The organism is Pseudonocardia sp. KRD291 (assembly GCF_019263595.1).
Lineage (GTDB): Bacteria > Actinomycetota > Actinomycetes > Mycobacteriales > Pseudonocardiaceae > Pseudonocardia.
Window position 1 is genome coordinate 1 of the sequence record NZ_JADQDD010000088.1, and the last position, 21075, is coordinate 21075.

Genomic DNA, 21075 nt, shown 5'->3' on the forward strand with positions numbered 1-21075 from the left:
TCGCTCGGCACTCACCTGGACGAGTGAATCTCGTAAGGTACCGCGAATCCGCACGACAGCGCGCTCGCGCGCCGGAAATTCCGCATCTGCGGGTTAGGTTCCCCTGGGTGACAGTCCGGTGAACTGCGGTTTTCCCGCAAACCTCTCAATCCCCGCCAGGGTCGGTCGACGGATATCCGTCGGTTCGTGTCGTATCCGTAGAACGGCCCATGTCGTTGACCCTCCAACAGTCCCCCGGCACGGTCTCGCTCCCCCTTCGTGACCAACCGGGCAGTTGGAGAGGACAACGATGCCCGCTCATCGCGCAGCCACCACCACGCCGCGCCCGGAACGCACCGGGGTCAGCCGTCGCCGTTTTCTCGGCTACGTCATCGCTGCCCCGACGCTCGTCGTTGCGGCGGAGATGGGTCGGGAGGCAGTTTTCGGCGCGCCCGAGGCGTCCGCGGTCGGGATCCCGTCCCCGCCGCAGCCCGCCGAGCTCTACGACCTGCTCGACGTCCTGCGGGACACGGCCCGGCCCACGGCGAACCTGATCAAGATCGAGGTCAACCGGGACGGCACCGTCTCGTTCGAGATGCCCCGGTCGGACAACGGGCAGGGCATCATCACCTCGACGCAGATGCTCATCGCGGAGGAGATGAACCTCGACCCGGACCAGGTGATCGTCACCCTGGCCGACGCACGTCCCGAGCTGGTGTTCAACCAGCTCACGGCGGGCTCGAGCAGCACGTTCATCACGTACACCCCGTACCGGATCGCGGCCGCGCTGGCCCAGGGCCGTCTGCTCGACGCCGCGGCCCTGGAGCTGGACCAGGACAAGAGCTTCCTGACCAGCCGGCAGGGCCTGATCACCGGGAACAACGGCAAGGCGCTCCCGTTCGGCGAGCTGACCGAACTGGCGGCCAGCTCGGTCACCGAGGTCACCGACGTCGTCCTGAAGGACCGCGAGAGCTTCACCGTGATCGGCACGCCGCGCACCAACTCCGAGGCGCGGGCCATGGTCACCGGCAAGAAGCAGTTCGCCACCGACCTGCAGATCCCGGACGCGCTGCCGACCGTCATCTGTCGTGGACCGAACCTGAACTCGGCCCTGAACAGCGTCGAGAACATCGACGAGGTCCGGAACATGCCCGGCGTCACCGACGTCGAGGAGGTCGACACCGGCGTCGCGGTCCGGGCGAACACGTTCGGGCAGGCCATCGACGGCGTCAACGCGATCCGCGCGTCCTGGGACGGCGGCACCATCGAGGGCGAGAACGACGAGTCCGTGCTGGCCAAGCTGCGCGAGGGTGAGCTGCCGCTGGCGGTGCCGCCCGGCGTCGGCGAGACCATCGAGGGCGACTTCGTCTTCTACTTCCGCAGCAACGCCTCCCTGGAGACGAACTGCGCGATCGCCGACGTCCGCGACGGCACCGCCGAGATCTGGGGTCCGGCGAAGAACCCGATCGCCGGGCAGGCCGAGATCGCGAAGAAGCTGGGCATCGCCCAGAACGCGGTCACCTTCCATGTCACCCGCGGCGGCGGGTCGTTCGGTCGGAAGCTGTTCACCGACGCCGCCGAGGAGGCGGCCCTGGTCTCACAGAAGATGGGCAAGCCCGTCAAGCTGATGTGGACCCGCGCCGACGACTCCCGCCAGGGCCGCACGCACCCGATGGCGACCACCCGGGTCCGCGCGTCGGTCGCCGGTGACTCCGTGGCGAGCTTCGAGGTGCGGCACACCAGTGTCGCCACCGAGATCAACCCGGGCCTGGGCGAGCCGATCAGCCTCGCCGCGAACAAGGCCCCGCTGGGCAACCTGACGGTCTCCCAGGGGATCTACGTCACGACTCAGGTGACGCCGTACAACTTCGGCGCGACGACCAGCCTCCTCAACGAGGTCGACATGCGCTTCAACACCAGCTCGATGCGCAACATCTACTCGCCCGACGTGGCGATCGCCCGCGAGCTGATGGTCGACAAGATCGCCGAGAAGATGGGCAAGGACCCGTACGAGATCCGGTCCGAGTTCACCAAGCTCACGCGCTGGCGGGACACCGTCGACCGGGCCGCCGAGGAGGCGGACTGGGGCAAGTCGATGCCCGAGGGCACCGCCCAGGGCATCGCGATGCACGTCGAGTACAAGGGTGTCACCTGCGCCGTCGTCGAGATCGACTGCCGCCCGGAGACGGTCAACCGGCAGATCCGTTCGGCCCGCACCGGGCCGCGCGTCACCAAGGTGACCTTCGTCGCCGACGCCGGCATCATCGTCAACCCGCGCGGCTACGAGGCCCAGATGATGGGCGGCATCAACGACGGCATCGCCAACACGCTGACCGCGAGCCTGCGCATCGACGACGGCCACTTCATCGAGGCGAGCTGGGACAACTACTTCTACACCCGGCAGTGGAACACCCCGCCCGAGATGAACATCATCCTCATCGAGGACTCGGAGTCCCCGGAGCCGGGTGGTGCCGGCGAGGCCGGCGTCGCGGCCACGAGCGCCGCGGTCGCCTGCGCCTACGCCCGTGCCACCGGCAAGACGCCGGAGTACTTCCCGATCCTGCACAAGGACCCGCTGCCGTACGAGCCGTACCCCACCGTGCCGCCGGTCCCGCCGTCGCCGACCAACGGCCTCGACTTCGCGTCCTGAGCCCCCGACCAGACGCGAACACCACGGAGGAGCCTCCATGCCCACTCAGACCTTCAAGCTCAACGGCGAGACCGTCACCGTCGACGTCGAGGACGACGTTCGCCTGCTCTGGGTCATCCGGGACCTGCTCAAGGTGACCGGGCCCAAGTACGGCTGCGGGATCAACGTCTGCAAGGCCTGCACCAGCCACATCAACGGCAAGGCGTTCAACCCCTGCTCGGTGCCGGTCGGCGCGATCCAGGACTCGGACGAGATCACCACGATCGAGGGCCTGGCCGACGGCGACACCCTGCACCCGATGCAGGAGGCCTGGATCGAGAAGGACGTCGCGCAGTGCGGGTACTGCCAGCCGGGTCAGATCATGGCCGCGGTGGCGCTGGTGCGTCGAGCCCAGGAAGAGGGCACCGACATCGACGACGCGATGCTCGACGAGATCCGCAACATCTGCCGGTGCGGCACCTACAACCGCATCCGTGAGGCGATCAAGGTCGGCGCCGAGAACATGTGATCGCTCCCGGCGTGGCCCGTCTGCCCGGCCGCGTTGGACCGTTAGGGTGTAGGGCAGGTCACTGCCGCTCGTGCAGAACGCTCCCCAGATCTTTAAGGATGAACCTCATGCAGAACCGGATGCGCCGCTCGCTCATCGCCGTCGGTGCCCTCGGTGCCGTGGCCTTCCCGCTCGCCGGGGTCGCCAGCGCCGACGAGAACGACGAGTTCGGCTTCCCCAGCACCCAGAGCCCCACCCAGGGCGTGGATGCCGTCGGGGCGACCCTGGACACCGCCAGCTTCAGCTTCCTCGATGCGGCCGACTCCTTCTCGCCGAGCAACCGGCCCGACGGCGTCAACGGCACCGACACCGAGATCCCCCAGGCCGACCCGCGGTTCGTCGAGGGCCCGGTGGGCGGGCTGCTCATCGACGGCCCGTTCCAGTGATCGTTCTGTAGAGGGGCGGCCGACGGGGCCGGTACATCGGACGCGAGTCCGGGTACCGGCCCCGTCGTGTGCGCCGGGTCGTCGTGAGCCGGGCCGCCGGCACAGGCCCGGGCGGGGTGGAGCTCAGGCCGGGGTCGAGCTCAGGCGGGGTCGAGCGGGAAGTCGTAGGTGACCTGCTCCCCGTTGCCCGAGTCGGCCTTCTGCGGGTGCAGGACCAGGTCCGGCTTGACCGCCTGGGCGACGTCGTCGGTGACGTACTGCCCGCCGTCGAAGTAGAGCTGGGTGGTGATCAGCTGCCTGCCCGGGGCGCTCACCTTGAGGTGCAGGTGTGCCGGGCGCCAGGCGTGCCAGCCGGCCGCGCGGATCAGCGCGCCGCAGGCCCCGTCGTTCGGGATCTGGTACGGCGCGGGCTTCATGGTGTTGATCTTGAATGTGCCGTCCGGACCGGTGGTGACCCGCCCGCGCAGGTTCCACTCCGGGATGCCGGGAGCGAACTGGGAGTAGTAGCCGTCGTCGTCGGCCTGCCAGAAGTCGACCAGCCCGCCCTCCAGGGGGGCGCCGGCGAGGTCGGTGATCGTGCCCTGGAACAGGAACGGCGTGCCCTTCTCGTCCTCGCGCATCGGCAGCGTGGCCTCGCCCTGGAACTCCGGTGCGCCGGGCACGTAGTAGGGCCCCTCGATGGTCCCGATGGCGCCCTCGCGGTCGGCGTTGGCGACCTCCTCGACGACGTGCTCGAGCCACACGTCGAGGAACAGCGGCCACTCGCCGTCCTCGCCGACCCGGATCATCCACGCCTTGAGGGCGTCGTACTCGTCGTAGGTCAGCTTGTGCTTGCGCACGACGTCGTGCAGTGCGGTCAGCGCGTCGGTCACGATCGCGGAGACGCGCGCGTGGTCGATGTCGCCGCCGTCGCGGACCTTGTTGCGGAACGTCTCGGTGGCCGAGGCGCCGGATCCGGCGGCCGTGGCGGTGGTGTCGGTGCTCATGTGGTGGCTCCCGTGTGAGTGGGTGTGTTCGGGTCAGGCGTCCTGGCGGTAGTGCGCGAGCTTGTCGGGGTCGATCTCGATGCCGGTTCCCGGGCCGGGGCGCACGTGCATCTGGCCGCCGACGATCTGCAGGGGTTCGGTGAGCAGGTCGTCGGACATGTCCAGGAAGTTCGACAGCTCGCCGGCCCGGTCCGAGGTCGTGCGGTGCGCGGCGCCGAACACGACGCTGCACGCGGTGCCGACCTGGCCGTCGATCTGGTTGCCCATGACGACCTCGGTGCCGAGGCCCTCGCAGAGGTGCAGCACCCGCTGCGAGCCGGTGAAGCCGGTCCGCGCGGTCTTGATGCTGATCATGTTGGCGGAACCGCCGAGCAGCTCGCGGGTGACCTCCGCGGGCCGGGTCGCGCTCTCGTCGGCGACGGTCGGGATCGAGGTCTGCGCGGTGAGCCAGCGCCGGCCGAGCACGTCGTCGGCGGGGCAGAGCTCCTCGGACAGGGTCAGGTCCAGGTCGGCCATGGCGTGCAGGGCCCGTGCGGCCTCGGAGGGCTTCCAGCCGCGGTTGCCGTCGACGTAGAGTTCGACGTCCGGGCCGAGCCCCTCGCGCAGCGCCCGGCAGGCGCCGACGTCGAGCGAGACCGGGCGGCGTCCCACCTTCACCTTGAACGTGGTGATGCCGTAGGTGTCGCGCATCCTCTCCGCCTCGGCGACCATCTCGGAGTCCGGGGCGAATCCGACCATGTGCGAGACCGACATGCGGTCGGTGTACCCGCCGAGCAGCTGCGAGACCGGCACGTCCAGCGAGCGTCCGAGCAGGTCCCACACGGCCATGTCGACGGCGGCCTTGGCCGTCGGGTTGCCCACGGTGCGGTCCATCCGGGCGGCCATCACCTCGCGTTCGAACACCGTGAGGCCGACCAGCTCCGGAGCGAAGATCCTGTCGATCACCGCGATGATCGACTCCTGGGTCTCGCCGTAGGTGAAGGGCCGCGGCGGTGCCTCCGCGACGCCCACCAGGCCGTCCTCGCCGTGCACGCGGACCAGGACGTGGTCGGCGCTGCGCACCTCGCCGCTGGCGAACCGCAACGGCTTGCGGTACGGCACGGCGAACGGGATCGCCTCGATCCGGACGATCTTCACGTGGTGCCTCCGATGTCGGCGGTGGGTTCGGGGTCGGTGTCGAGTGGGTCGGGGAGCAGCCCGCCGCTCTCCAGCGCGTCGAGCAGCCGGGTCAGCGCGGGCGAGCTGTCCTCGGAGCGCCAGGCCAGGGCCAGGTCGACGGTGATCTCGTCGGCCAGCGGCAGGTAGGTGACGCCGTCGACCCGCAGCGCGCGCACCGACTCCGGGAGCACCGCCACTCCGGTGCCGGCGGCGACGAGGGTGAGCAGGATCGGCGTCTGGGCGGCCTCGCCGACCCGCCGGGGGAGGAACCCCTCGTTCAGGCAGGCCTGCACGACGACCGAGTCGACCACCGAGCCGGGGACGCCGTAGGCGACGAACTCCTCCGACTGCAGGTCGGCCAGGCGCACCGGGCCCGCCCCCGCCAGACGGTGCCCGTCCCGGACGGCGACGACCATCGCCTCGCGTTCCAGGGGCCGCACCGTGAGTCCGGGGCGCACCAGCGGCGGCCGCAGGACCCCGACGTCGATCCGGCGCTCGACCAGAGCCTCCTCCTGACCCGCGGTGAGCAGGCCGGGCACGAAGCGCAGGGTCACCCCGGGCATCTCCCGTGCCGCGGCGCGGGCGAGCCGGGGGAGAACCCGGTAGGCGGCGAGGTCGGTCGTGCCGACGGTCAGGACGCCGGTGTGCCCGGCGGCGATGTGCTCCACCCGGGTCCGGGCGTCCTCCACCGAGGCCAGGATCCGGACGGCGTCGGCGAGGAACGCCTCACCGGCCGCGGTGAGGTCGACCCGGCGCGTGGTGCGGTCGAGCAGAGTGGCGCCGACCTGCGACTCGAGCTGGCGGATGGCCTGCGACAGCGGTGACTGCGCCATGTGCAGGCGTTCCGCGGCCCGGCCGAAGTGCCGGGTCTGCGCCACGGTCACGAAGTACCGCAGCTGCCGCAGTTCCATGCCGGGTCTCCTCCCGTGCCGCCGGCGTCGTCGTCCTCCCATGACGGTAGGGCAAAACCTTGTAGAACCAAGGACTGAGTTCAGCTCGATTGAGCTGGTCAGCCTCTGAATCGAGGATCTGCGACGCGGACGGCGGTGCACGCCCGGCTCCCGGGGAGGGGCCCTGGGTCAGGACTAGGTACTTGGCCGGTGTGGCTGCGACCACATGCCTGCGACGGTTCCCGGTGACCGGTCCGCACCACCGGACCGCCGCTTCGCAGGAGGAAGCCCATGACCGAAGACCTCGCCCATGTCGAGTCCGTCCTCGACGGCTCCGTCATCGACGACGCGAAGGCCGGTCTCTACCAGGCCAAGCGCGAGATCTTCACCGACGAGGAGATCTTCGAGCTCGAGATGAAGCACATCTTCGAGGGCAACTGGGTCTACCTCGCCCACGAGAGCCAGGTCCCGAACCCGGGCGACTACTTCACCACCTACATCGGCCGGCAGCCGATCATGATCACGCGCAGCAAGGACGGCACGCTCAACTGTCTGATCAACGCGTGTGCGCACCGCGGGGCGATGCTCTGCCGCCGCAAGACCGACAACCGGATGACGATCACCTGCCCGTTCCACGGCTGGACGTTCCGCAACGACGGCACGCTGCTCAAGGTCAAGGACCCGGACGACGCCGGGTACCCGGACACGTTCGACAAGGACGGCTCGCACGACCTGACCAGGGTCGCGAGGTTCGACAGCTACCGCGGGTTCCTGTTCGGCAGCCTGAACGCGGACGTCGCTCCGCTGACCGAGCACCTCGGCGACACGACCAAGGTGATCGACATGATGGTCGACCAGTCGCCGGAGGGGCTGGAGGTGCTGCGCGGCGCGTCGAGCTACACCTATGACGGCAACTGGAAGGTGCAGGTCGAGAACGGCGCCGACGGCTACCACGTCAGCTCGCTGCACTGGAACTACGCGGCGACGACCTCGCGTCGCGGCTCCGGTGAGTCGAAGAACGACACCAAGGCGCTCGACGCCGGCGGCTGGGGCAAGTCCGGCGGTGGCTACTGGTCCTACCCGAACGGGCACCTGTGCCTGTGGACCTGGGCCGCGAACCCGCAGGACCGCCCGCTGTGGAGCGAGCTGGACACGCTCAAGGAGCAGTTCGGCGAGGCCAAGGGCGACTTCATGGTCAAGGGTTCGCGGAACCTGTGCCTCTACCCGAACGTCTACCTGATGGACCAGTTCTCGACGCAGATCCGGCACTTCCGCCCGATCGCGCCGGACAAGACCGAGGTCACGATCTACTGCTTCGCGCCGAAGGGCGAGAGCGACGCCGCGCGGGCGCACCGGATCCGGCAGTACGAGGACTTCTTCAACGCCTCCGGCATGGCCACCCCGGACGACCTGGAGGAGTTCCGCTCCTGCCAGCTCACGTTCCGCGCCACCGCCGCGCCGTACAGCGACATGAGCCGCGGCGCCGAGCACTGGCTGTCCGGCCCGGACGAGGTCGCGGAGGCGCTGGACATGCCGGGTGTCATCTCGGCCGGTCAGAAGAACGAGGACGAGGGTCTCTACCCGGTCCAGCACGGCTACTGGCTGGAGACGATGCGCACCGCGGTGGCGAACACCGCGTCGAGGGCGAAGGGCTGACCAGGACGATGACCACCACGGAGAAGACCGACGGCTCCGCCCCGGGGCAGGCGCCGACCGGCTCGAAGCTGATCACCCAGAACGCTATCGAGCAGTTCCTCTACCGCGAGGCGCGCTATCTCGACGACCGCGAGTTCGAGAAGTGGCTCGAGTGCTACGCCGACGACGTCGTCTACTGGATGCCCTGCTGGGACGACGAGGACACGCTCACCGAGGACCCGCAGCGCGAGATCTCGCTGATCTACTACGGCAACAAGGGCGGGCTGGAGGACCGGGTCTTCCGGATCCGCACCGAGCGCTCGTCCGCGACGTCCATCCCGGAGCCGCGGACCAGCCACAACATCTCGAACGTCGAGGTGATCGAGCGCCGCGGGGACCTGGTCGACATCCGGTTCAACTGGCACACGATGTACTTCCGGTACAAGACGATCGACCCGTACTACGGCACGTCGTTCTACACGATCGACTTCTCCGGGGGCGCGCCACTGATCCGCCGTAAGACCGTGGTGCTCAAGAACGACTACATCCACCACGTGGTGGACATCTACCACTTCTGAGAGGAGGTGGTAGCTCGTGAGTACCACCACCACTGCAACGACGCACAAGGTGGCGCTGTCCTTCGAGGACGGCGTGACCCGGTTCGTGAACTGCAAGGAAGGCCAGTCCATCGCCGACGCGTCCTACCGGTCGCGGATCAACATCCCGGTGGACTGCAGCGACGGCGCCTGCGGCACGTGCAAGGCGTTCTGCGAGTCGGGTGACTACGACGGCGGCAGCTACATCGAGGACGCGCTGTCCGACGACGAGTCCGAGCAGGGCTACCTGCTGGCGTGCCAGGCCAAGCCTCGTTCGGACATGGTGGTCCAGATCGCTACCACCTCGGCGGTGGCCAAGACCAGCGCCGCCACCCACAAGGGCACGGTCACCGCGCTGGAGAAGCTCTCCTCCTCGACGGTCGCGCTGACGATCGAGATCCAGGACCGGGACAAGCTCGCGTACCTGCCCGGGCAGTACGTCAACATCGCGGTGCCGGGAACCGATGAGACCCGGTCCTACTCGTTCTCCAGCGGCCCGGACGACGAGACACTGACGTTCCTGGTCAAGATCACTCCGGGTGGAGTGATGTCGGAGTACCTGGACTCGCGGGCGAAGGTCGGCGACGACATCGAGCTGACCGGCCCGCACGGGAGCTTCTTCCTGCGCGAGTCCGACGCCCCGTTGCTGCTGCTCGCCGGCGGCACCGGGCTGGCCCCGATCCTGTCCATCCTCCGCACCCTGGACGCGGCCGGCAGCAAGCGCCCGATGCACCTGCTCTACGGCGCCACCACCGACGACGACGTCGTCGAGCTGGACACCGTGCGCGCGCTGGCCGACTCGATCGAGGGCCTGACCTGGGACTACTGCGTCGCCGACGAGAACACGTCGTGTGCGAACCAGGGTTACGTCACCGCCTTGATCGAGCCCGAGCACCTCCACGGCGGCGACGCCGCGGTCTACCTCTGCGGCCCGCCGCCGATGGTGGAGGCGGTCCGCGGGTTCTTCTCCGAGCAGGGCTACGAGCCCTCGGGCTTCTACTTCGAGAAGTTCGCCCTGGCCGCGAAGCCGGACGACGAGGCGGGCGAGAAGGCCGCACCGGAGCCGCAGGCCGCGGAGCCGGAGAAGGGCCCCGATGTCGAGACCGACTCCGAGGACACCGGCGCGCCGGTGCCCGAGACGGTCGTCGCGATCCCGTCCGGCGACGGGTCCGCCGAGGACATGCTGACGTTGCGGGGCCGCGAGGGCCGGGCGATCAACGGCCGCGAGGTGCTGCGGTTCTCCGAGCTGGAGCCCCTGCACAGCACGGGCCAACCGGAGTCGGTCGGCTCGGCGAACGCCGCCTGGCGGATCTCCGGGCAGCTCGTGGCGTCCGCGTTCGACGACGGGCAGGTCACCGACCTCGACCCCGACGATGACGGGTTGATCGTCGGTGCGGACCGCAACATCCTGGCCCAGGAGCTGCTGCCGGTCTCGGACCTCGAGCAGCTCACCCCGCCGGTGCCTGCGCCTGCGGAGCCGCAGGGCACCGACGACACGGTGAGCGACGACGGGTACGTCATCGGCGAGGAGCACCCGTCGATCGACAAGTCGGACGCGATCTTCGACGCCCGCCGGGCCCTGGAGCTCGGCGCGCTGGAGCTGACCGTCGGACGGATGTCGAACTCCCAGGTCGCCGGCTACCGGCTGCTGGCCGAGTCGACGGTGCCCCACGTCGACGTCGAGAACGAGAGGTTCACCGACGCGCACGCCTACACCGAGACCAACGCCGCGTTCCACGACTACCTGTTCACCCTCACCGGCAACGAGCACCTGCTGCGCGCCTACCAGGCACTCGGGGTGAAGGGCGCGATGGAGGAGACGCTGCGGGGCGCGGTGTGGTGCCACCCGTCGTGCGCGCAGGACCACCTCGACATCGTCGACGCGTTCGAGTCGGGGCAGAAGGACACCGCCCGGCAGCTGATCTCCGACCACGCCGAGCGCTCCAAGGAGACGATGCGCCGGGCGATGCGCGACTCCCGCGCGTCGCGCCGGCCGCGGTTCGTCACGCCGGGCCGGTTCGCCGGCCAGGTCGTGCTGGTCACCGGGGCCGGGCAGGGGATCGGCGAGCGCACCGCGCGCCGGATCGGCGCCGAGGACGGCACCCTGGTGCTGGCCGACCGCGCCGAGACGGTGCACGAGCTGGCCTCCGAGCTCGGCCGGGACGGCTGCGACACGCTGTCGGTGACGGCGGACCTGGAGACCTGGGAGGGCGCCCGGGCCGTCGTCGACGCGGCGATCGAGAAGTTCGGGCGGATCGACGTCGCCATCCACACCGTGGGCGGCACGATCTGGGCCAAGCCGTTCGAGCACTACCCGCCGGAGCAGATCCAGGCCGAGATCAACCGGTCGCTGTGGCCGACGATGTGGTGCTGCCGCGCCGTCGTCCCGCACATGATCGAACGGGGCGGGGGCACGATCGTCAACGTGTCCTCGGTGGCCACCCGCGGCCTGAACCGGCTGCCCTACGCCGCGGCGAAGGGCGGGGTCAACGCGATCACCGCGGCGCTGGCCCTGGAGGTGGCGCCGCACGGCGTCCGGGTCGTCGCGACCGCCCCCGGCGGCACCGACGCGCCGGAGCGCAGGACCCCGCGCGGGCCGGCGCCGGAGTCGGAGCAGGAGAAGGGCTGGTACCGCACGATCGTCGACCAGACCACCGAGTCGTCGCTGCTCAAGCGCTACGGCACGCTGGACGAGCAGGCGTCGGCGATCACGTTCCTGGCCTCCGAGGAAGCCTCCTACATCACCGGCACCGTGCTGCCGGTGGCCGGCGGCGATCTGGGCTAGCCGCATCTAGGGTGAGCCGATGGAGGCACCGTCGCTTCGGCTCGTCGACCGGGACGGCGACCTCGCCCGCCTGCGCCACCGGGCGCGGCTCGTCGCCGAGGGCCGCGGGCCGTCGTCGGTGCTGGTGCGGGGCGCGGCGGGGATCGGGAAGACGGCGCTGCTCGACGAGTTCGCCGACGCCCACGACGGTCCCGTCCTGCGGGCACGCGGCGCCGGGTGGGAGTCCGACCGGCCGCACGGCGTGCTCTCCCAGCTCCTGCGCTCGGCGGTGCCGCCCGCGGACCCGTTCGACGCGGCGGACCTGCTCGTCGGCGCCCTGGCGGCCGGGACCGTCACGCTCGCCGTCGTCGACGACGCGCACTGCGCCGACGTGGACTCGTTGCGCACGCTGTCCACCGCGGTCGCCCACCACCACACCGCACCGCTGCTGGTGCTGCTCGCGGCCCGGGTCGGCGAGGCGCCCGCGGCGACGGCGGACGTGCTCACCCGCACGGTGGCCGAGACGCTCGACCTCGGGGCCCTGGGCTCGCGCGCCGTCGCCGAGCTCGCCGCGGCCCGGCGGCTGCCGCTCCCGGACCGCGCGGCCGAGCGTCTGCGCCGGCACACCGGCGGGATCCCGCGGCACGTCCTCGCCCTGCTCGAGGAGATGCCGGCCGAGGCATGGGCGGACCCGGAGGTGCGGCTCCCGCCGCCGTCCGCGGTGGCCGTCGCGGTCGGGGAGCGGCTGTCCGGGGTCGGGCATCCGGCCCGCGCACTGACCGAGGCCGTCGCCGTCCTCGGGGGCGCCGTCGAGCTGCACGAGGCGGGACGCCTCGCCGGGCTCGACGACCTCCTCGTCCCCCTGGAGGAGGCCGCCCGGGCCGGGCTGGTCGTCCGGGCCGGCGGACACCTGGGCCCGATGGCCGGGGCGCCGGACCCGATGGTGCGCGCCGCCGTGATCGACGTGCTCGGCCCGGACGCGGCCGCGACCCTGCGGCGCCGGGCCGCCGGGATCGTCACCGACCCGGTACGTGGTCTCGGGTACCTCGCCGCCGCAACGCCCGGGCGTGACGCGGAGCTGGCCGACCGTCTCGATGCGCAGGCCCGCGCGGAGGCCGACGACGGTGCCTGGCGCGCGGCGGCGTCGCTGCTGCGCGCGGCCGGGCGGCTCACCGAGGACCGGGACCTGCGCGAGCAACGGGTCACCCGGGCCGTCGACGCGATGGTGGGCGCAGGTGACGGGCTCGCGGCCGCGTCGATGATCCCGGTGGTGGAGAGCCTGCGCGAGACACCGTTGCGCAACGCCGTGCTCGGATACCTCGCGGTGGTCCGCGGCCGAGCCGGCGAGGCGGAGAGCCGCCTGGGCCGGGCGTGGGAGCAGGTCGACTGCCGCGAGGACCCCGGGACCGCGGCGATGATCTGTCAGCGCAACGTGCTGCACGCGCTGGCCCGGTGCCGCGGCGAGGAACTGGTGACCTGGTCCGACCGCACGGCCGAGCTGGTCGGGCCGGACGCGCCGGCCGCGGTCGAGGCGTCCGCGATCCGCGGGCTGGGCCTGGCGTCGGCGGGCCGCCCCGCCGAGGCCGTCGAGGAGTACCGCGCCGTCACCGAACGGGTCGACCGCGGAGCCCAGGGCCAGCGGGCCACGATGGGCAAGGGGTGGCTGCACGTCGTCGTGGACTGCGTCGACGACGCCCTGTCCGAGCTGGCGTCCGCGGTCCCGACGACGCACCTGGGCGGCTCGTCGCGGATCTCGTTGTGGGCGCTGGGCTGGCTGGCGCGGGCCCGGTTCCTGTGCGGGGAGTGGGACCGCGCGCTCGCCGCCGTCGAGGAGGGCCGCGCACTCGGCGAGCGCACCGGGACGGTGCTGGCCGGGCCGCTGCTGGAGTGGACCGCGACCCAGGTGTACGCCCTGCGCGGGGACCGTGACCTGGCCGAACGGTCCGTGCGCAGCAGCGAGGCGGGGATACTGGACTACGAGATCATGCGGGTGCCGTGCCTGCTGGCGCGCGCCCAGGTCGGCGAGGCCCGGGCCGACTACGCACAGGTGCTCCGCGTGCTCGAGCCGCTGACCCGGTCCGGGTCGGGCAGCTGCCTCGACGAGCCGGGCTGGTGGCCGTGGACCGACGTCTACGCGAACGCCCTGGTCATGGAGGGACGCCTGGACGACGCCGAGGAGTTCCTGGTCCCGCACGAGGCCCGGGCACTCGACCGTGAACACCGCTCGACCCGCGCCCGGCTCGGCTACGCGCGCGGACGGCTGCACGGCGCCCGCGGCGACGTCGACGCCGCGCACGCGGCGTTCGAGGCGTCGCTGGCCCTGATCGACGGGATGCCGCTGCGCCACGACCGGGCCCGGATCACGTTCGCGCACGGGCAGACGCTGCGCCGGGCCGGGCGCCGCAGGGACGCGGACGCGGTGCTCACCGACGCCCGCGACCAGTTCGCCTCACTCGGCGCGCAGGCCTACGTCCTGCGCTGCGACCGCGAGCTCAAGGCCGGCGGCGTGCACGCCGCCGGCAGCCGTTCCGGCGGCCGCGACGAGCGCGGGAGCGCCGACCTCACACCGCAGGAGACGGCCGTTACCGACCTGGTCGCCCGCGGGATGTCGAACCGCGAGGTGGGCGCCGAGCTGCACGTGTCGACCAAGACGGTGCAGTACCACCTGACCCGGATCTACGCGAAGCTCGGCATCCGCTCCCGCGCCGAGCTCGCGGCGCAGCACAGCGCGCACGCGGGCGACGACGACGGCCCGTCCGGGCTCAGTGCAGGATCTTGAGCCCGGCCACGCCGGCGACGATGGCCACCAGGCAGAGCAGCCGCGCCGTCGTCGCCGGCTCGCCGAGCACGGCCATGCCGTAGGCGGCGGTGCCGACGGCGCCGATCCCGACCCAGACCGCGTAGGCGGTACCGACCGGGAGCTCCCGCAGCGCCAGGGCCAGCCCGCCCATACTGATCACCAGCGCGACCGCGAAGACGATCGAGGGGACGGGCCGGCTGAAGCCCTTGCTCTGGGACAGCGCCGCTGCCCAGATGGTCTCGAAGAACCCCGAGACGACCAGGAAGATCCAAGCCATGACACACCTCCGGCGTGTGCGTCGTCTTGGCGTTCCGGGTACGGCGCGTCTCGTCCGGGGTGGCCGCCGTGGCGCGGTCCGTACCCAGGATGCACGAGCGGCGCGCCCGCGGGAACCGGTTGGTGGCCGAACCCACCACGGTCACGCTCAGGAGCGGCTGGATCCCACCAGATGGGCGAACACGACGGTGTTGTCCTTGTAGCTGCCGGCCGCGGAATCGAAGGGGCCGCCACATGTGATCAATCTGAGTTCGGAGCGATTTCCGGTCGCGTACACATCGCGGGTCGGGAACGAGTCCTTCTGGAATGTCCGCACCGAGTCGATCCGGAATGTCGTCGTGACCCCGTCCGCGCGTTTCACGGTGACATTCTGCCCGGGGGTGAGCCGCCCGAGGTCGAAGAACACCGACGGCCCGTTCGCGGCGGAGTCGATGTGCCCGATGATCACCGACGGGCCGAGCTCCCCGGGCGTGGCCGACGCGCGGTACCAGGCGGCCTGGTCGTAGAGCGGGCCGGGCGCGGGCACCTCCAGCGTGCCGTCGGGGTTCAGGCCGACCTGGTTCACCGTCGAGGTCACCCCGATGTCGGGGATGGAGATCGACGTGGGCGGCGAGGCCGGGAGGAGGTCGCCGACCGGCCGGGCCGACTCGGGGAACGAGCCGATGATCGCCGGGGCGGCGGCCGGTGGCCCGGAGCCCGCGGCGGCGGCGGTCGGCTCGGGCGCCGACTGCTGGTCCAGGAGGGCGAAGCCGACCAGGCCGACCCCGACCACGGCGAGCACGGCCGCGACCAGGAGCGCGAGCCGGCGCCTGCGGCGTGGGGCGGGGGTGTCGCCGGTCATCGGCCGACTCCGTTCAGATCGGTGCTTCGCATCAGGGTGTTCGCGTGGACCGGTGCCGATGGTTCGGGTCCGTTGCCGTGCCCGTTCCGGCGCGGGGCCGGACGTGCCACGGGCCCCGCCGACCGGCGTGCTGCCGGTCGACGGGGCCCGTGTGTGGAGATCAGCTGCGCGAGCCGGCGCGGCGGCGGGAGACCGCCACGGCTCCGGCGGCACCCAGCAGGAGCACGCCGCCGACCACGATCAGGCCGGTGTTCTCGGTGCCGGAGGTGCTACCGCCACCGGTCTCGACGCCACCCGCGGGCATCGGCATGTCGCCGGACTTGGTGTTCACCACGATGGTGGCGATACCGATGACCGTGCCGCCCTTGAGAGCGTCGGTCTTGAAGGCGCCGTTGAGGGCCTCGGCGGCACCGTCGGACAGCGTGACGGTGGTGCCCTCGAGGGTCGCGGTGCCCGCGTCCGCGTCGACCGAGATCGGCTTCAGGGTGGAGCCGTTCAGGTCGAACAGGGTGGTGGACTGGGCTGCGACCTCACCGTTGGCGGTGACGCGGCCGGTCAGCACGGCCGGGTCGCCCGGGTCGACGACGAAGTTGTCGATCGTGACCTTGGTGTCGCCCTTGGTCAGGGTCAGGCCGCTGCCCTGGTGCTCGATCGAGCCCTGGACGTAGGGGGAGACGTCGCCCGGCTTGTAGACCGTGACGTTGCCGCCGGTGATCGGGAAGCTGGCCGAGCCGTCGGCGATCTTGGCGTTGCCCGACGGGCCGGGGGCCACGCCGAGGGAGCCGAGCGCCTCGACGAAGCCGGCGTCGAGCTTCACCGAGGTGGACTGGCCGGTCAGGTTGGTGATCGTGGCCACCGGGGGCGGGGTCTCCTGGGCCGAGGCGACACCAGCACCCAGGCCGGTGACCGCTGCCGCGACGAGACCGATCGTGGCCACGCCGACCACACGTCGAACGGAACGCATCATTGCCGATTCTCCTTGAGCGCCGAGGGTCTCCGAGTTTGTTCTCGGCGACCGTGCACCCAGCATTCGCACCCCGGTTGCAAAACGGTTCGGACGAAATTTCCACCAGATTTCGGTCGCTCAATCCGGAGCACCCCGACCCCTCCTCGTCGGTGACGGAGCGTGACTGCTGAGCGTCAGTCGGACGCGGAGGATCCCGGCCGAGGCGGAACCACCGACGGCAACCACTCGGCGAGGCAGAACGGGTGCCCTGCCGGGTCCGCGTAGACGTGGAACCGCTCGCCTCCCTCGAGGAGCGTGGCGCCGAGGTCGAGGACGGAGGCCTCGGCGCGTGCGAGATCGTCGACCAGGACGTCCACGTGCATCTGCGACGACCGTGCGGACGACGGCCACGTGGGCGGGCGGTGGTCGGGAACGCGTTGGAAGGCGATGGCGGGACCGCCGCCGTCCGGCCCGATGACCACCCAGCCGGGCTCGTCGTGGATGCGGCGATAGCCGAGGAGTGCCTCGTAGAAGCCGGCGAGGCCCGAGGGGTCCGCGCAGTCGATGGCGAGGGCCTGCCAGCGTCCGATCATCGCCGGATCGTCGACCGCGCCGGCGGGCCCCACAAGCCCTCGGCCGGCTGCTCGCGCCCGTCCGGCGGCCTAGCATCGGTCGGGCCGGACCAACGGGCTGGGGGGACGTCATGGCGAGACTGCCTCCGCGTCCCGACCTGGAGGAGATGAGGCGCCGGGCCGAGGAGTCGGCGGGCGGACAGCCGGCCCTGGCCCGCGAGTACGGCTTCCCGAGCTGGTCACGTCTGGAGGCCGAGGTCGAGCGCCGCGCGGTCCTCGACGCCGTCGATGTGGAGGCACTGTCCACCCTGCTCGGCGCCGATCCCGGGCGGGCCACGGAGGTCATGCGGCCGTGGTCCGATCACCCGCTGGGAGTGGCGCCGTTGAGCTACGTCGCGATGATGCGGTTCGACACCACCCGCGGCCTGTGGCGCGACGTCCCGGGGAGCGCCGACCTCGCCCGGACCTTGCTCGCCGCGGGCGCGACCGCGGACGGGGAACCTGGATGTCCGGAGACGCCGCTGATGACGGCCGCGAGCTACGGCGACCCCGCCGTGGCGCGGGTGCTGCTGGACGCGGGCGCCGACCTCGGCAGGACGGCGGCCGACACCGCCGGGGGAGTACCCGGTGGCACGGCGCTCGACCATGCCGCGGTGTTCGGGATGACCGAGGTCGTCGACGTCCTGACCGCCGCCGGGGCGCGCCCGTCGCGGATCTCCATCGCGGCCGCGACCGGAGACGTCACCGGATGGCTCGACGACCGGGCCCCGGAGGACGAACGGGTGCGCGCGCTGGTGATGGCGGCCCGCCACGGGCGCACCGCCGTGATCGACGATCTGGTCGCGGGCGGGACGCCGGTCGACGCGGTCGACCCGATGTGGGGAGGCCATCCCCTGCGGTCGGCCGTATCGTGCCCGGCCGGCGTCCGGCGGTTGCTGGAGCACGGAGCCGACCCGGGACTGCGTGACGGTGTCGGGCGTACGGCGCTCGACCTGTGCCGCATCGGCCACCGGGAGCACCCGGACGCGGACGGCTACGCCGAGGTGGAGGCGCTGCTCGTGTCCCTCACCGAACCTTCCTGAGGCCGCGGACTAGCTACGCAGGCCGCCCGACGCGGTGAGGCGTTCGCCGGTGACCCATCCGGCGTCATCGCCGGCGAAGAACACCGCCACCCGTGCCAGGTCCTCGGGTTGGCCGATGCGGCCCAGCGGAGTCCGTTCGATCATGTCTGTCTCGGCGTCACTTCCCATGAAACCGACGGCGTGGATGCCCTCTGTCTCCACACCGCCCGGAGCCAGTGTGTTGACCCTGATCCCGCGAGAACCGAGCTCGGCCGCCAGTACTCGCGTCAACGCGTCGACGGCGCCCTTCGTGGCGGCGTACACCGACATTCCGGGTATCGCGCGGGCGCTGTCCAGTGATCCGATATTGATGACCGAGCCGCCGTTGGGTCCGAAGTGCTTGAGCCCCTCTTGGATCGTGAGGATCGTCCCGAGGACATTGACGGAGAGCTGCTGATCGATCTGCCGTGGTGTGGCCGACTCGAACGGCTCCGGATAGTAGACGGCGGCATTGTTGACGAGTACGTCGATCCGGCCGTAGGCGGCAACGGTTTCGGCGAAGAGACGCTCCACGTCGGCGGCGACGGACACATCACCCTGCACGGCGATTGCGGCCCCTCCCCGGGTCTCGATGTCGCTCACCACGCGCTCGGCACTGTTGGCGTCGGAGGCGTAGTTCACCGCCACCGACGCCCCGGCTGCGGCGAATTCCTTTGCGATTCCTGCTCCGATGCCCTTGGAGGCACCGGTCACGAGCGCGACCTTTCCTTCGAGTGTCCGCGTGGCCCTTGTCATGTCTGGTCTCCCATCGATGTCGGTGGCGGTCGCGGCAGGAACCGCGACCATCCGACACGAACGTTAGGACCGGCGATGTCATAGAAGCAAATAGTGGCAACGTATACTCTGCAGTGGCAACATCTATGTCACGGCGAAGGTGGACACGATGAACCTGCGGCAGTACGAGTACGCTCTGGCGGTCGCCGAAGAGGGGTCCATGACGGCGGCAGCGGAGCGTCTACGGGTCACCCAGCCGTCTTTGTCGCAGCAGATCGGCACCCTGGAGAAACACCTCGGAGTTCGGCTGTTCACCCGCAACCCGAGTGGTGTCACGGTAACGGTGGCCGGGCGGGCCTTCCTCGCGGAGGCAGAGATCGCGACGACCGCGTCCCGGCGGGCCTTCGCGGCGGCACGCGCCGCCGACGGGGACCTGGCAGGCGAGCTCATCATCGCTGTGCACATGGGACTGGGAGCACGTCAACTGCCCAGGGCTCTGGGGCAGCTTCGCCATCGCCACCCGAAGCTGCAGGTGACTCTCTACGAGGAGCCCGACCCCGCGGACATGGAGCGCCTGGCCCGCCAGGGCACGCTCGACATGGTCCTCACGCACCGCGTCCCCACAGGCTGCACCTTCGACATCCACGTTCTGGGCGAAGAGGCCTACGTCGCCGTCCTGCCCGAGGAGCACCCACTTCTTGCGAACGGTGGCGCCCTGCGCCTGGACGATCTCGCATCAGAGGGGTGGATACGGTTCCGCCGCGGCAGCTTGCTCGACGACTACCTGGCCCACCTGCTCGCCGACACGGGGTTCAGCCCGCACACGGTGGCCCGAGCGTCACAGATCTCCACCGCGGTTCGGCTCGTGGCGCAGGGCCTCGGCGTCACCGTGGCGCCGGCCTCGGCCATCCCCGAAGGGTTCGAGAAGCTGGCCCGCCCCCTGCTGCCGTCTCTGGCTGAACCCGTCGCCCTCGGCGTACGGAACCATATGGGCCCAGCGGAAGCGGCAGTACTCGACCACCTCGAGGGTCAGAACTGGTGCGGTATGGATCTTCTCGCCCAGCCCGCGCCCGTGTGAGACGCCACTTCCGGACCGTGGTGCGGGGTGCGGAGCCTGTGTCCCTGCGGGCTACACCTGAGCCATACCGCCGTCGATGCAGAGCTCCGCGCCCGTCATGAAGCTGCTCTCGTCCGAGGCGAGGAACAGCGCACCATGGGCGATCTCCTCGGGGAGTCCGAGGCGTCCCATCGGGACGAGGGTGCTCATCTGGGCTCGGAGGGCCACCGGGTCCTGACCGAAGTATTCGGCCTGTCCGTCGATGATGAGCGTGTCGATCGGTCCCGGACTCAGCACGTTGACCCGAAGACCCCGGTCGGCGAATTCCGCCGCCCATGTACGCGCATAGGAGCGCACGGCGGCCTTCGCCGCGCTGTAGGCCCCTGCCCCGGGGTCCCCCTTGAATGCGGTGATCGAGCCCAGCAGGACGATCGAGGCGCCTGCCCGCAACAGCGGCAGTGCCTTCTGGACGGTGAACAACGTGCCGCGGGCATTGAGGTCGAATGTGCGGTCGAAGTGTTCCTCGGTCACGTCCCCGAAGTTCATTCTCTCGATGCTGCCGGCGTTCGCGACGAGCACATCGAGGTGTCCGCTCTCCTGGCGGATGGTCTCGACGAGGTCGTCGAGATCGCCCGACGCCGTGGCGTCCGCGGTAATCGCGGTGACGTGCCCCTCGATGAGGGCCTTCGCGGTGTCGAGTGCGTCCTTCCGCCGCCCCGTGATGTAGACGTGAGCGCCTTCGGCTCCGAATCTCTGGGCTATCGCCAAGCCCAGGCCCGCACTCCCGCCGGTTACGAGGGCGACCTTGTTTTCCAGACGCATGTCTTCTCCGTCGATCGAGATGGTTGCCTCACCGCGGGCGTCACTGAATCCCGTTGTCGCAACGGGCGCCGCAGCACCTGCCGGCGGGACGACAGGACGGTAGGGCCGTCAAAGCCATAGAAGCAAATAGTCGCAATGTATGTTTCACACTGGCAACGTCTATGCCTCGGCATGCCTCGTCGTCGCGATACGGCATAGGCCGACGTGCGCACGGGGCGGCGGCCATGAATCGTCCGCATGTGATCGGCGCTCATCTCGGACGCATCGGTCGGAGGACCGGGAGCGTGCAACGGCCCGCCGGCTGTGCGACGAGGCACGGTGGCACCGTCCTGCTG

18 protein-coding genes and 1 riboswitch are annotated in these 21075 nt (G+C 70.8%); of the genes, 9 read left to right on the forward strand and 9 right to left on the reverse strand.

Annotated elements, in window-relative coordinates; genetic code table 11:
- Positions 1 to 289: 289 nt before the first annotated feature.
- The 3 genes from I4I78_RS14460 to I4I78_RS14470 all read left to right on the forward strand — a co-directional run bounded on the left by I4I78_RS14460 (position 290) and on the right by I4I78_RS14470 (position 3562).
- Positions 290 to 2629 carry a molybdopterin cofactor-binding domain-containing protein gene (locus I4I78_RS14460; protein ID WP_218611828.1) on the forward strand — a complete coding sequence of 780 codons (2340 nt, stop codon included), beginning with the start codon at positions 290 to 292 and terminating at the stop codon, positions 2627 to 2629.
- 37 nt (positions 2630 to 2666) lie between these two features.
- Positions 2667 to 3137, forward strand: coding sequence for a (2Fe-2S)-binding protein (locus I4I78_RS14465; RefSeq protein ID WP_218611829.1), 471 nt, complete (start codon positions 2667 to 2669; stop codon positions 3135 to 3137).
- A 107-nt stretch (positions 3138 to 3244) separates the two neighbouring features.
- Positions 3245 to 3562 (forward strand): hypothetical protein, encoded by a 318-nt coding sequence (locus I4I78_RS14470; RefSeq protein WP_218611830.1) that lies wholly within the window; start codon positions 3245 to 3247, stop codon positions 3560 to 3562.
- 140 nt (positions 3563 to 3702) lie between these two features.
- On the opposite strand, the gene catA is transcribed toward I4I78_RS14470, so the two are convergent.
- From catA to I4I78_RS14485, 3 genes are read right to left on the reverse strand one after another with little or no spacing between them, the layout of a single operon-like run.
- Positions 3703 to 4548 carry a catechol 1,2-dioxygenase gene (gene catA / locus I4I78_RS14475; RefSeq protein WP_218611831.1) on the reverse strand — a complete coding sequence of 282 codons (846 nt, stop codon included), beginning with the start codon at positions 4546 to 4548 and terminating at the stop codon, positions 3703 to 3705.
- 33 nt (positions 4549 to 4581) lie between these two features.
- Entirely contained in the window at positions 4582 to 5685 is a 1104-nt protein-coding gene (locus tag I4I78_RS14480; RefSeq protein WP_218611832.1) for a mandelate racemase/muconate lactonizing enzyme family protein, read from the reverse strand.
- Positions 5682 to 6617 (reverse strand): LysR substrate-binding domain-containing protein, encoded by a 936-nt coding sequence (locus I4I78_RS14485; protein ID WP_218611833.1) that lies wholly within the window; start codon positions 6615 to 6617, stop codon positions 5682 to 5684. Before I4I78_RS14485 ends, I4I78_RS14480 begins: the two co-directional genes overlap by 4 nt.
- Before the next feature lie 270 nt (positions 6618 to 6887).
- Here I4I78_RS14485 and benA point away from each other — a divergent pair, with 270 nt between their 5' ends.
- Genes benA through I4I78_RS14505 form a run of 4 tightly spaced genes read left to right on the forward strand, consistent with a single transcriptional unit; the run spans position 6888 to position 14370 of the window.
- Positions 6888 to 8252, forward strand: coding sequence for a benzoate 1,2-dioxygenase large subunit (gene benA / locus I4I78_RS14490; protein ID WP_218611834.1), 1365 nt, complete (start codon positions 6888 to 6890; stop codon positions 8250 to 8252).
- Between the two features lie 8 nt (positions 8253 to 8260).
- On the forward strand, positions 8261 to 8809 hold the full coding sequence (gene benB, locus I4I78_RS14495) for a benzoate 1,2-dioxygenase small subunit (RefSeq protein ID WP_218611835.1): 549 nt from the start codon (positions 8261 to 8263) through the stop codon (positions 8807 to 8809).
- Between the two features lie 16 nt (positions 8810 to 8825).
- On the forward strand, positions 8826 to 11612 hold the full coding sequence (gene benC, locus I4I78_RS14500) for a benzoate 1,2-dioxygenase electron transfer component BenC (protein ID WP_308252110.1): 2787 nt from the start codon (positions 8826 to 8828) through the stop codon (positions 11610 to 11612).
- 19 nt (positions 11613 to 11631) lie between these two features.
- Positions 11632 to 14370: a LuxR family transcriptional regulator gene (locus I4I78_RS14505; RefSeq protein ID WP_218611836.1), complete on the forward strand. Its 2739-nt coding sequence runs from the start codon at positions 11632 to 11634 to the stop codon at positions 14368 to 14370.
- Here the strand turns inward: I4I78_RS14505 and I4I78_RS14510 are convergent.
- The 4 genes from I4I78_RS14510 to I4I78_RS14525 form a co-directional block, all read right to left on the reverse strand.
- Positions 14354 to 14668 (reverse strand): multidrug efflux SMR transporter, encoded by a 315-nt coding sequence (locus tag I4I78_RS14510; RefSeq protein ID WP_218611837.1) that lies wholly within the window; start codon positions 14666 to 14668, stop codon positions 14354 to 14356. The genes I4I78_RS14505 and I4I78_RS14510 overlap by 17 nt on opposite strands.
- Before the next feature lie 15 nt (positions 14669 to 14683).
- Positions 14684 to 14752: riboswitch (guanidine-III (ykkC-III) riboswitch) on the reverse strand.
- A 63-nt stretch (positions 14753 to 14815) separates the two neighbouring features.
- Positions 14816 to 15508: a class F sortase gene (locus I4I78_RS14515; RefSeq protein WP_218611838.1), complete on the reverse strand. Its 693-nt coding sequence runs from the start codon at positions 15506 to 15508 to the stop codon at positions 14816 to 14818.
- Positions 15509 to 15668: 160 nt separating this feature from the next.
- A complete protein-coding gene (locus tag I4I78_RS14520) occupies positions 15669 to 16445 on the reverse strand; it encodes an LPXTG cell wall anchor domain-containing protein (RefSeq protein ID WP_308252111.1) in 777 nt (258 codons plus the stop codon).
- A 203-nt stretch (positions 16446 to 16648) separates the two neighbouring features.
- Positions 16649 to 17047, reverse strand: a complete 399-nt coding sequence (locus I4I78_RS14525) for a VOC family protein (protein WP_218611840.1) — start codon at positions 17045 to 17047, stop codon at positions 16649 to 16651.
- Between the two features lie 110 nt (positions 17048 to 17157).
- Between I4I78_RS14525 and I4I78_RS14530 the strand changes: the two genes are divergently transcribed.
- Positions 17158 to 18108: an ankyrin repeat domain-containing protein gene (locus I4I78_RS14530; protein WP_218611841.1), complete on the forward strand. Its 951-nt coding sequence runs from the start codon at positions 17158 to 17160 to the stop codon at positions 18106 to 18108.
- 9 nt (positions 18109 to 18117) lie between these two features.
- Here the strand turns inward: I4I78_RS14530 and I4I78_RS14535 are convergent, their stop codons facing one another.
- Positions 18118 to 18933 carry a glucose 1-dehydrogenase gene (locus I4I78_RS14535; protein ID WP_308252112.1) on the reverse strand — a complete coding sequence of 272 codons (816 nt, stop codon included), beginning with the start codon at positions 18931 to 18933 and terminating at the stop codon, positions 18118 to 18120.
- 97 nt (positions 18934 to 19030) lie between these two features.
- Between I4I78_RS14535 and I4I78_RS14540 the strand changes: the two genes are divergently transcribed.
- The gene (locus I4I78_RS14540) at positions 19031 to 19939 is read left to right on the forward strand and encodes a LysR family transcriptional regulator (protein WP_218611843.1); all 909 of its coding nucleotides are present in this window, start codon (positions 19031 to 19033) and stop codon (positions 19937 to 19939) included.
- A gap of 51 nt (positions 19940 to 19990) precedes the next feature.
- On the opposite strand, the gene I4I78_RS14545 is transcribed toward I4I78_RS14540, so the two are convergent.
- On the reverse strand, positions 19991 to 20740 hold the full coding sequence (locus I4I78_RS14545; protein ID WP_218611844.1) for an SDR family NAD(P)-dependent oxidoreductase: 750 nt from the start codon (positions 20738 to 20740) through the stop codon (positions 19991 to 19993).
- Between the last annotated feature and the right edge of the window lie 335 nt (positions 20741 to 21075).

Coding starts and splice junctions, on each gene's coding strand:
- I4I78_RS14465 (WP_218611829.1), top strand. CDS start 2,667: ATGCCCACTCAGACCTTCAAGCTCAACGGCGAGACCGTCACCGTCGAC.
- I4I78_RS14530 (WP_218611841.1), top strand. CDS start 17,158: ATGGCGAGACTGCCTCCGCGTCCCGACCTGGAGGAGATGAGGCGCCGG.
- I4I78_RS14535 (WP_308252112.1), bottom strand. CDS start 18,933: ATGGTCGCGGTTCCTGCCGCGACCGCCACCGACATCGATGGGAGACCA.
- benB (WP_218611835.1), top strand. CDS start 8,261: ATGACCACCACGGAGAAGACCGACGGCTCCGCCCCGGGGCAGGCGCCG.
- I4I78_RS14485 (WP_218611833.1), bottom strand. CDS start 6,617: ATGGAACTGCGGCAGCTGCGGTACTTCGTGACCGTGGCGCAGACCCGG.
- I4I78_RS14460 (WP_218611828.1), top strand. CDS start 290: ATGCCCGCTCATCGCGCAGCCACCACCACGCCGCGCCCGGAACGCACC.
- catA (WP_218611831.1), bottom strand. CDS start 4,548: ATGAGCACCGACACCACCGCCACGGCCGCCGGATCCGGCGCCTCGGCC.
- benA (WP_218611834.1), top strand. CDS start 6,888: ATGACCGAAGACCTCGCCCATGTCGAGTCCGTCCTCGACGGCTCCGTC.
- I4I78_RS14545 (WP_218611844.1), bottom strand. CDS start 20,740: ATGCGTCTGGAAAACAAGGTCGCCCTCGTAACCGGCGGGAGTGCGGGC.
- I4I78_RS14540 (WP_218611843.1), top strand. CDS start 19,031: ATGAACCTGCGGCAGTACGAGTACGCTCTGGCGGTCGCCGAAGAGGGG.
- I4I78_RS14510 (WP_218611837.1), bottom strand. CDS start 14,668: ATGGCTTGGATCTTCCTGGTCGTCTCGGGGTTCTTCGAGACCATCTGG.
- I4I78_RS14525 (WP_218611840.1), bottom strand. CDS start 17,047: ATGATCGGACGCTGGCAGGCCCTCGCCATCGACTGCGCGGACCCCTCG.
- I4I78_RS14470 (WP_218611830.1), top strand. CDS start 3,245: ATGCAGAACCGGATGCGCCGCTCGCTCATCGCCGTCGGTGCCCTCGGT.
- I4I78_RS14515 (WP_218611838.1), bottom strand. CDS start 15,508: ATGACCGGCGACACCCCCGCCCCACGCCGCAGGCGCCGGCTCGCGCTC.
- I4I78_RS14505 (WP_218611836.1), top strand. CDS start 11,632: ATGGAGGCACCGTCGCTTCGGCTCGTCGACCGGGACGGCGACCTCGCC.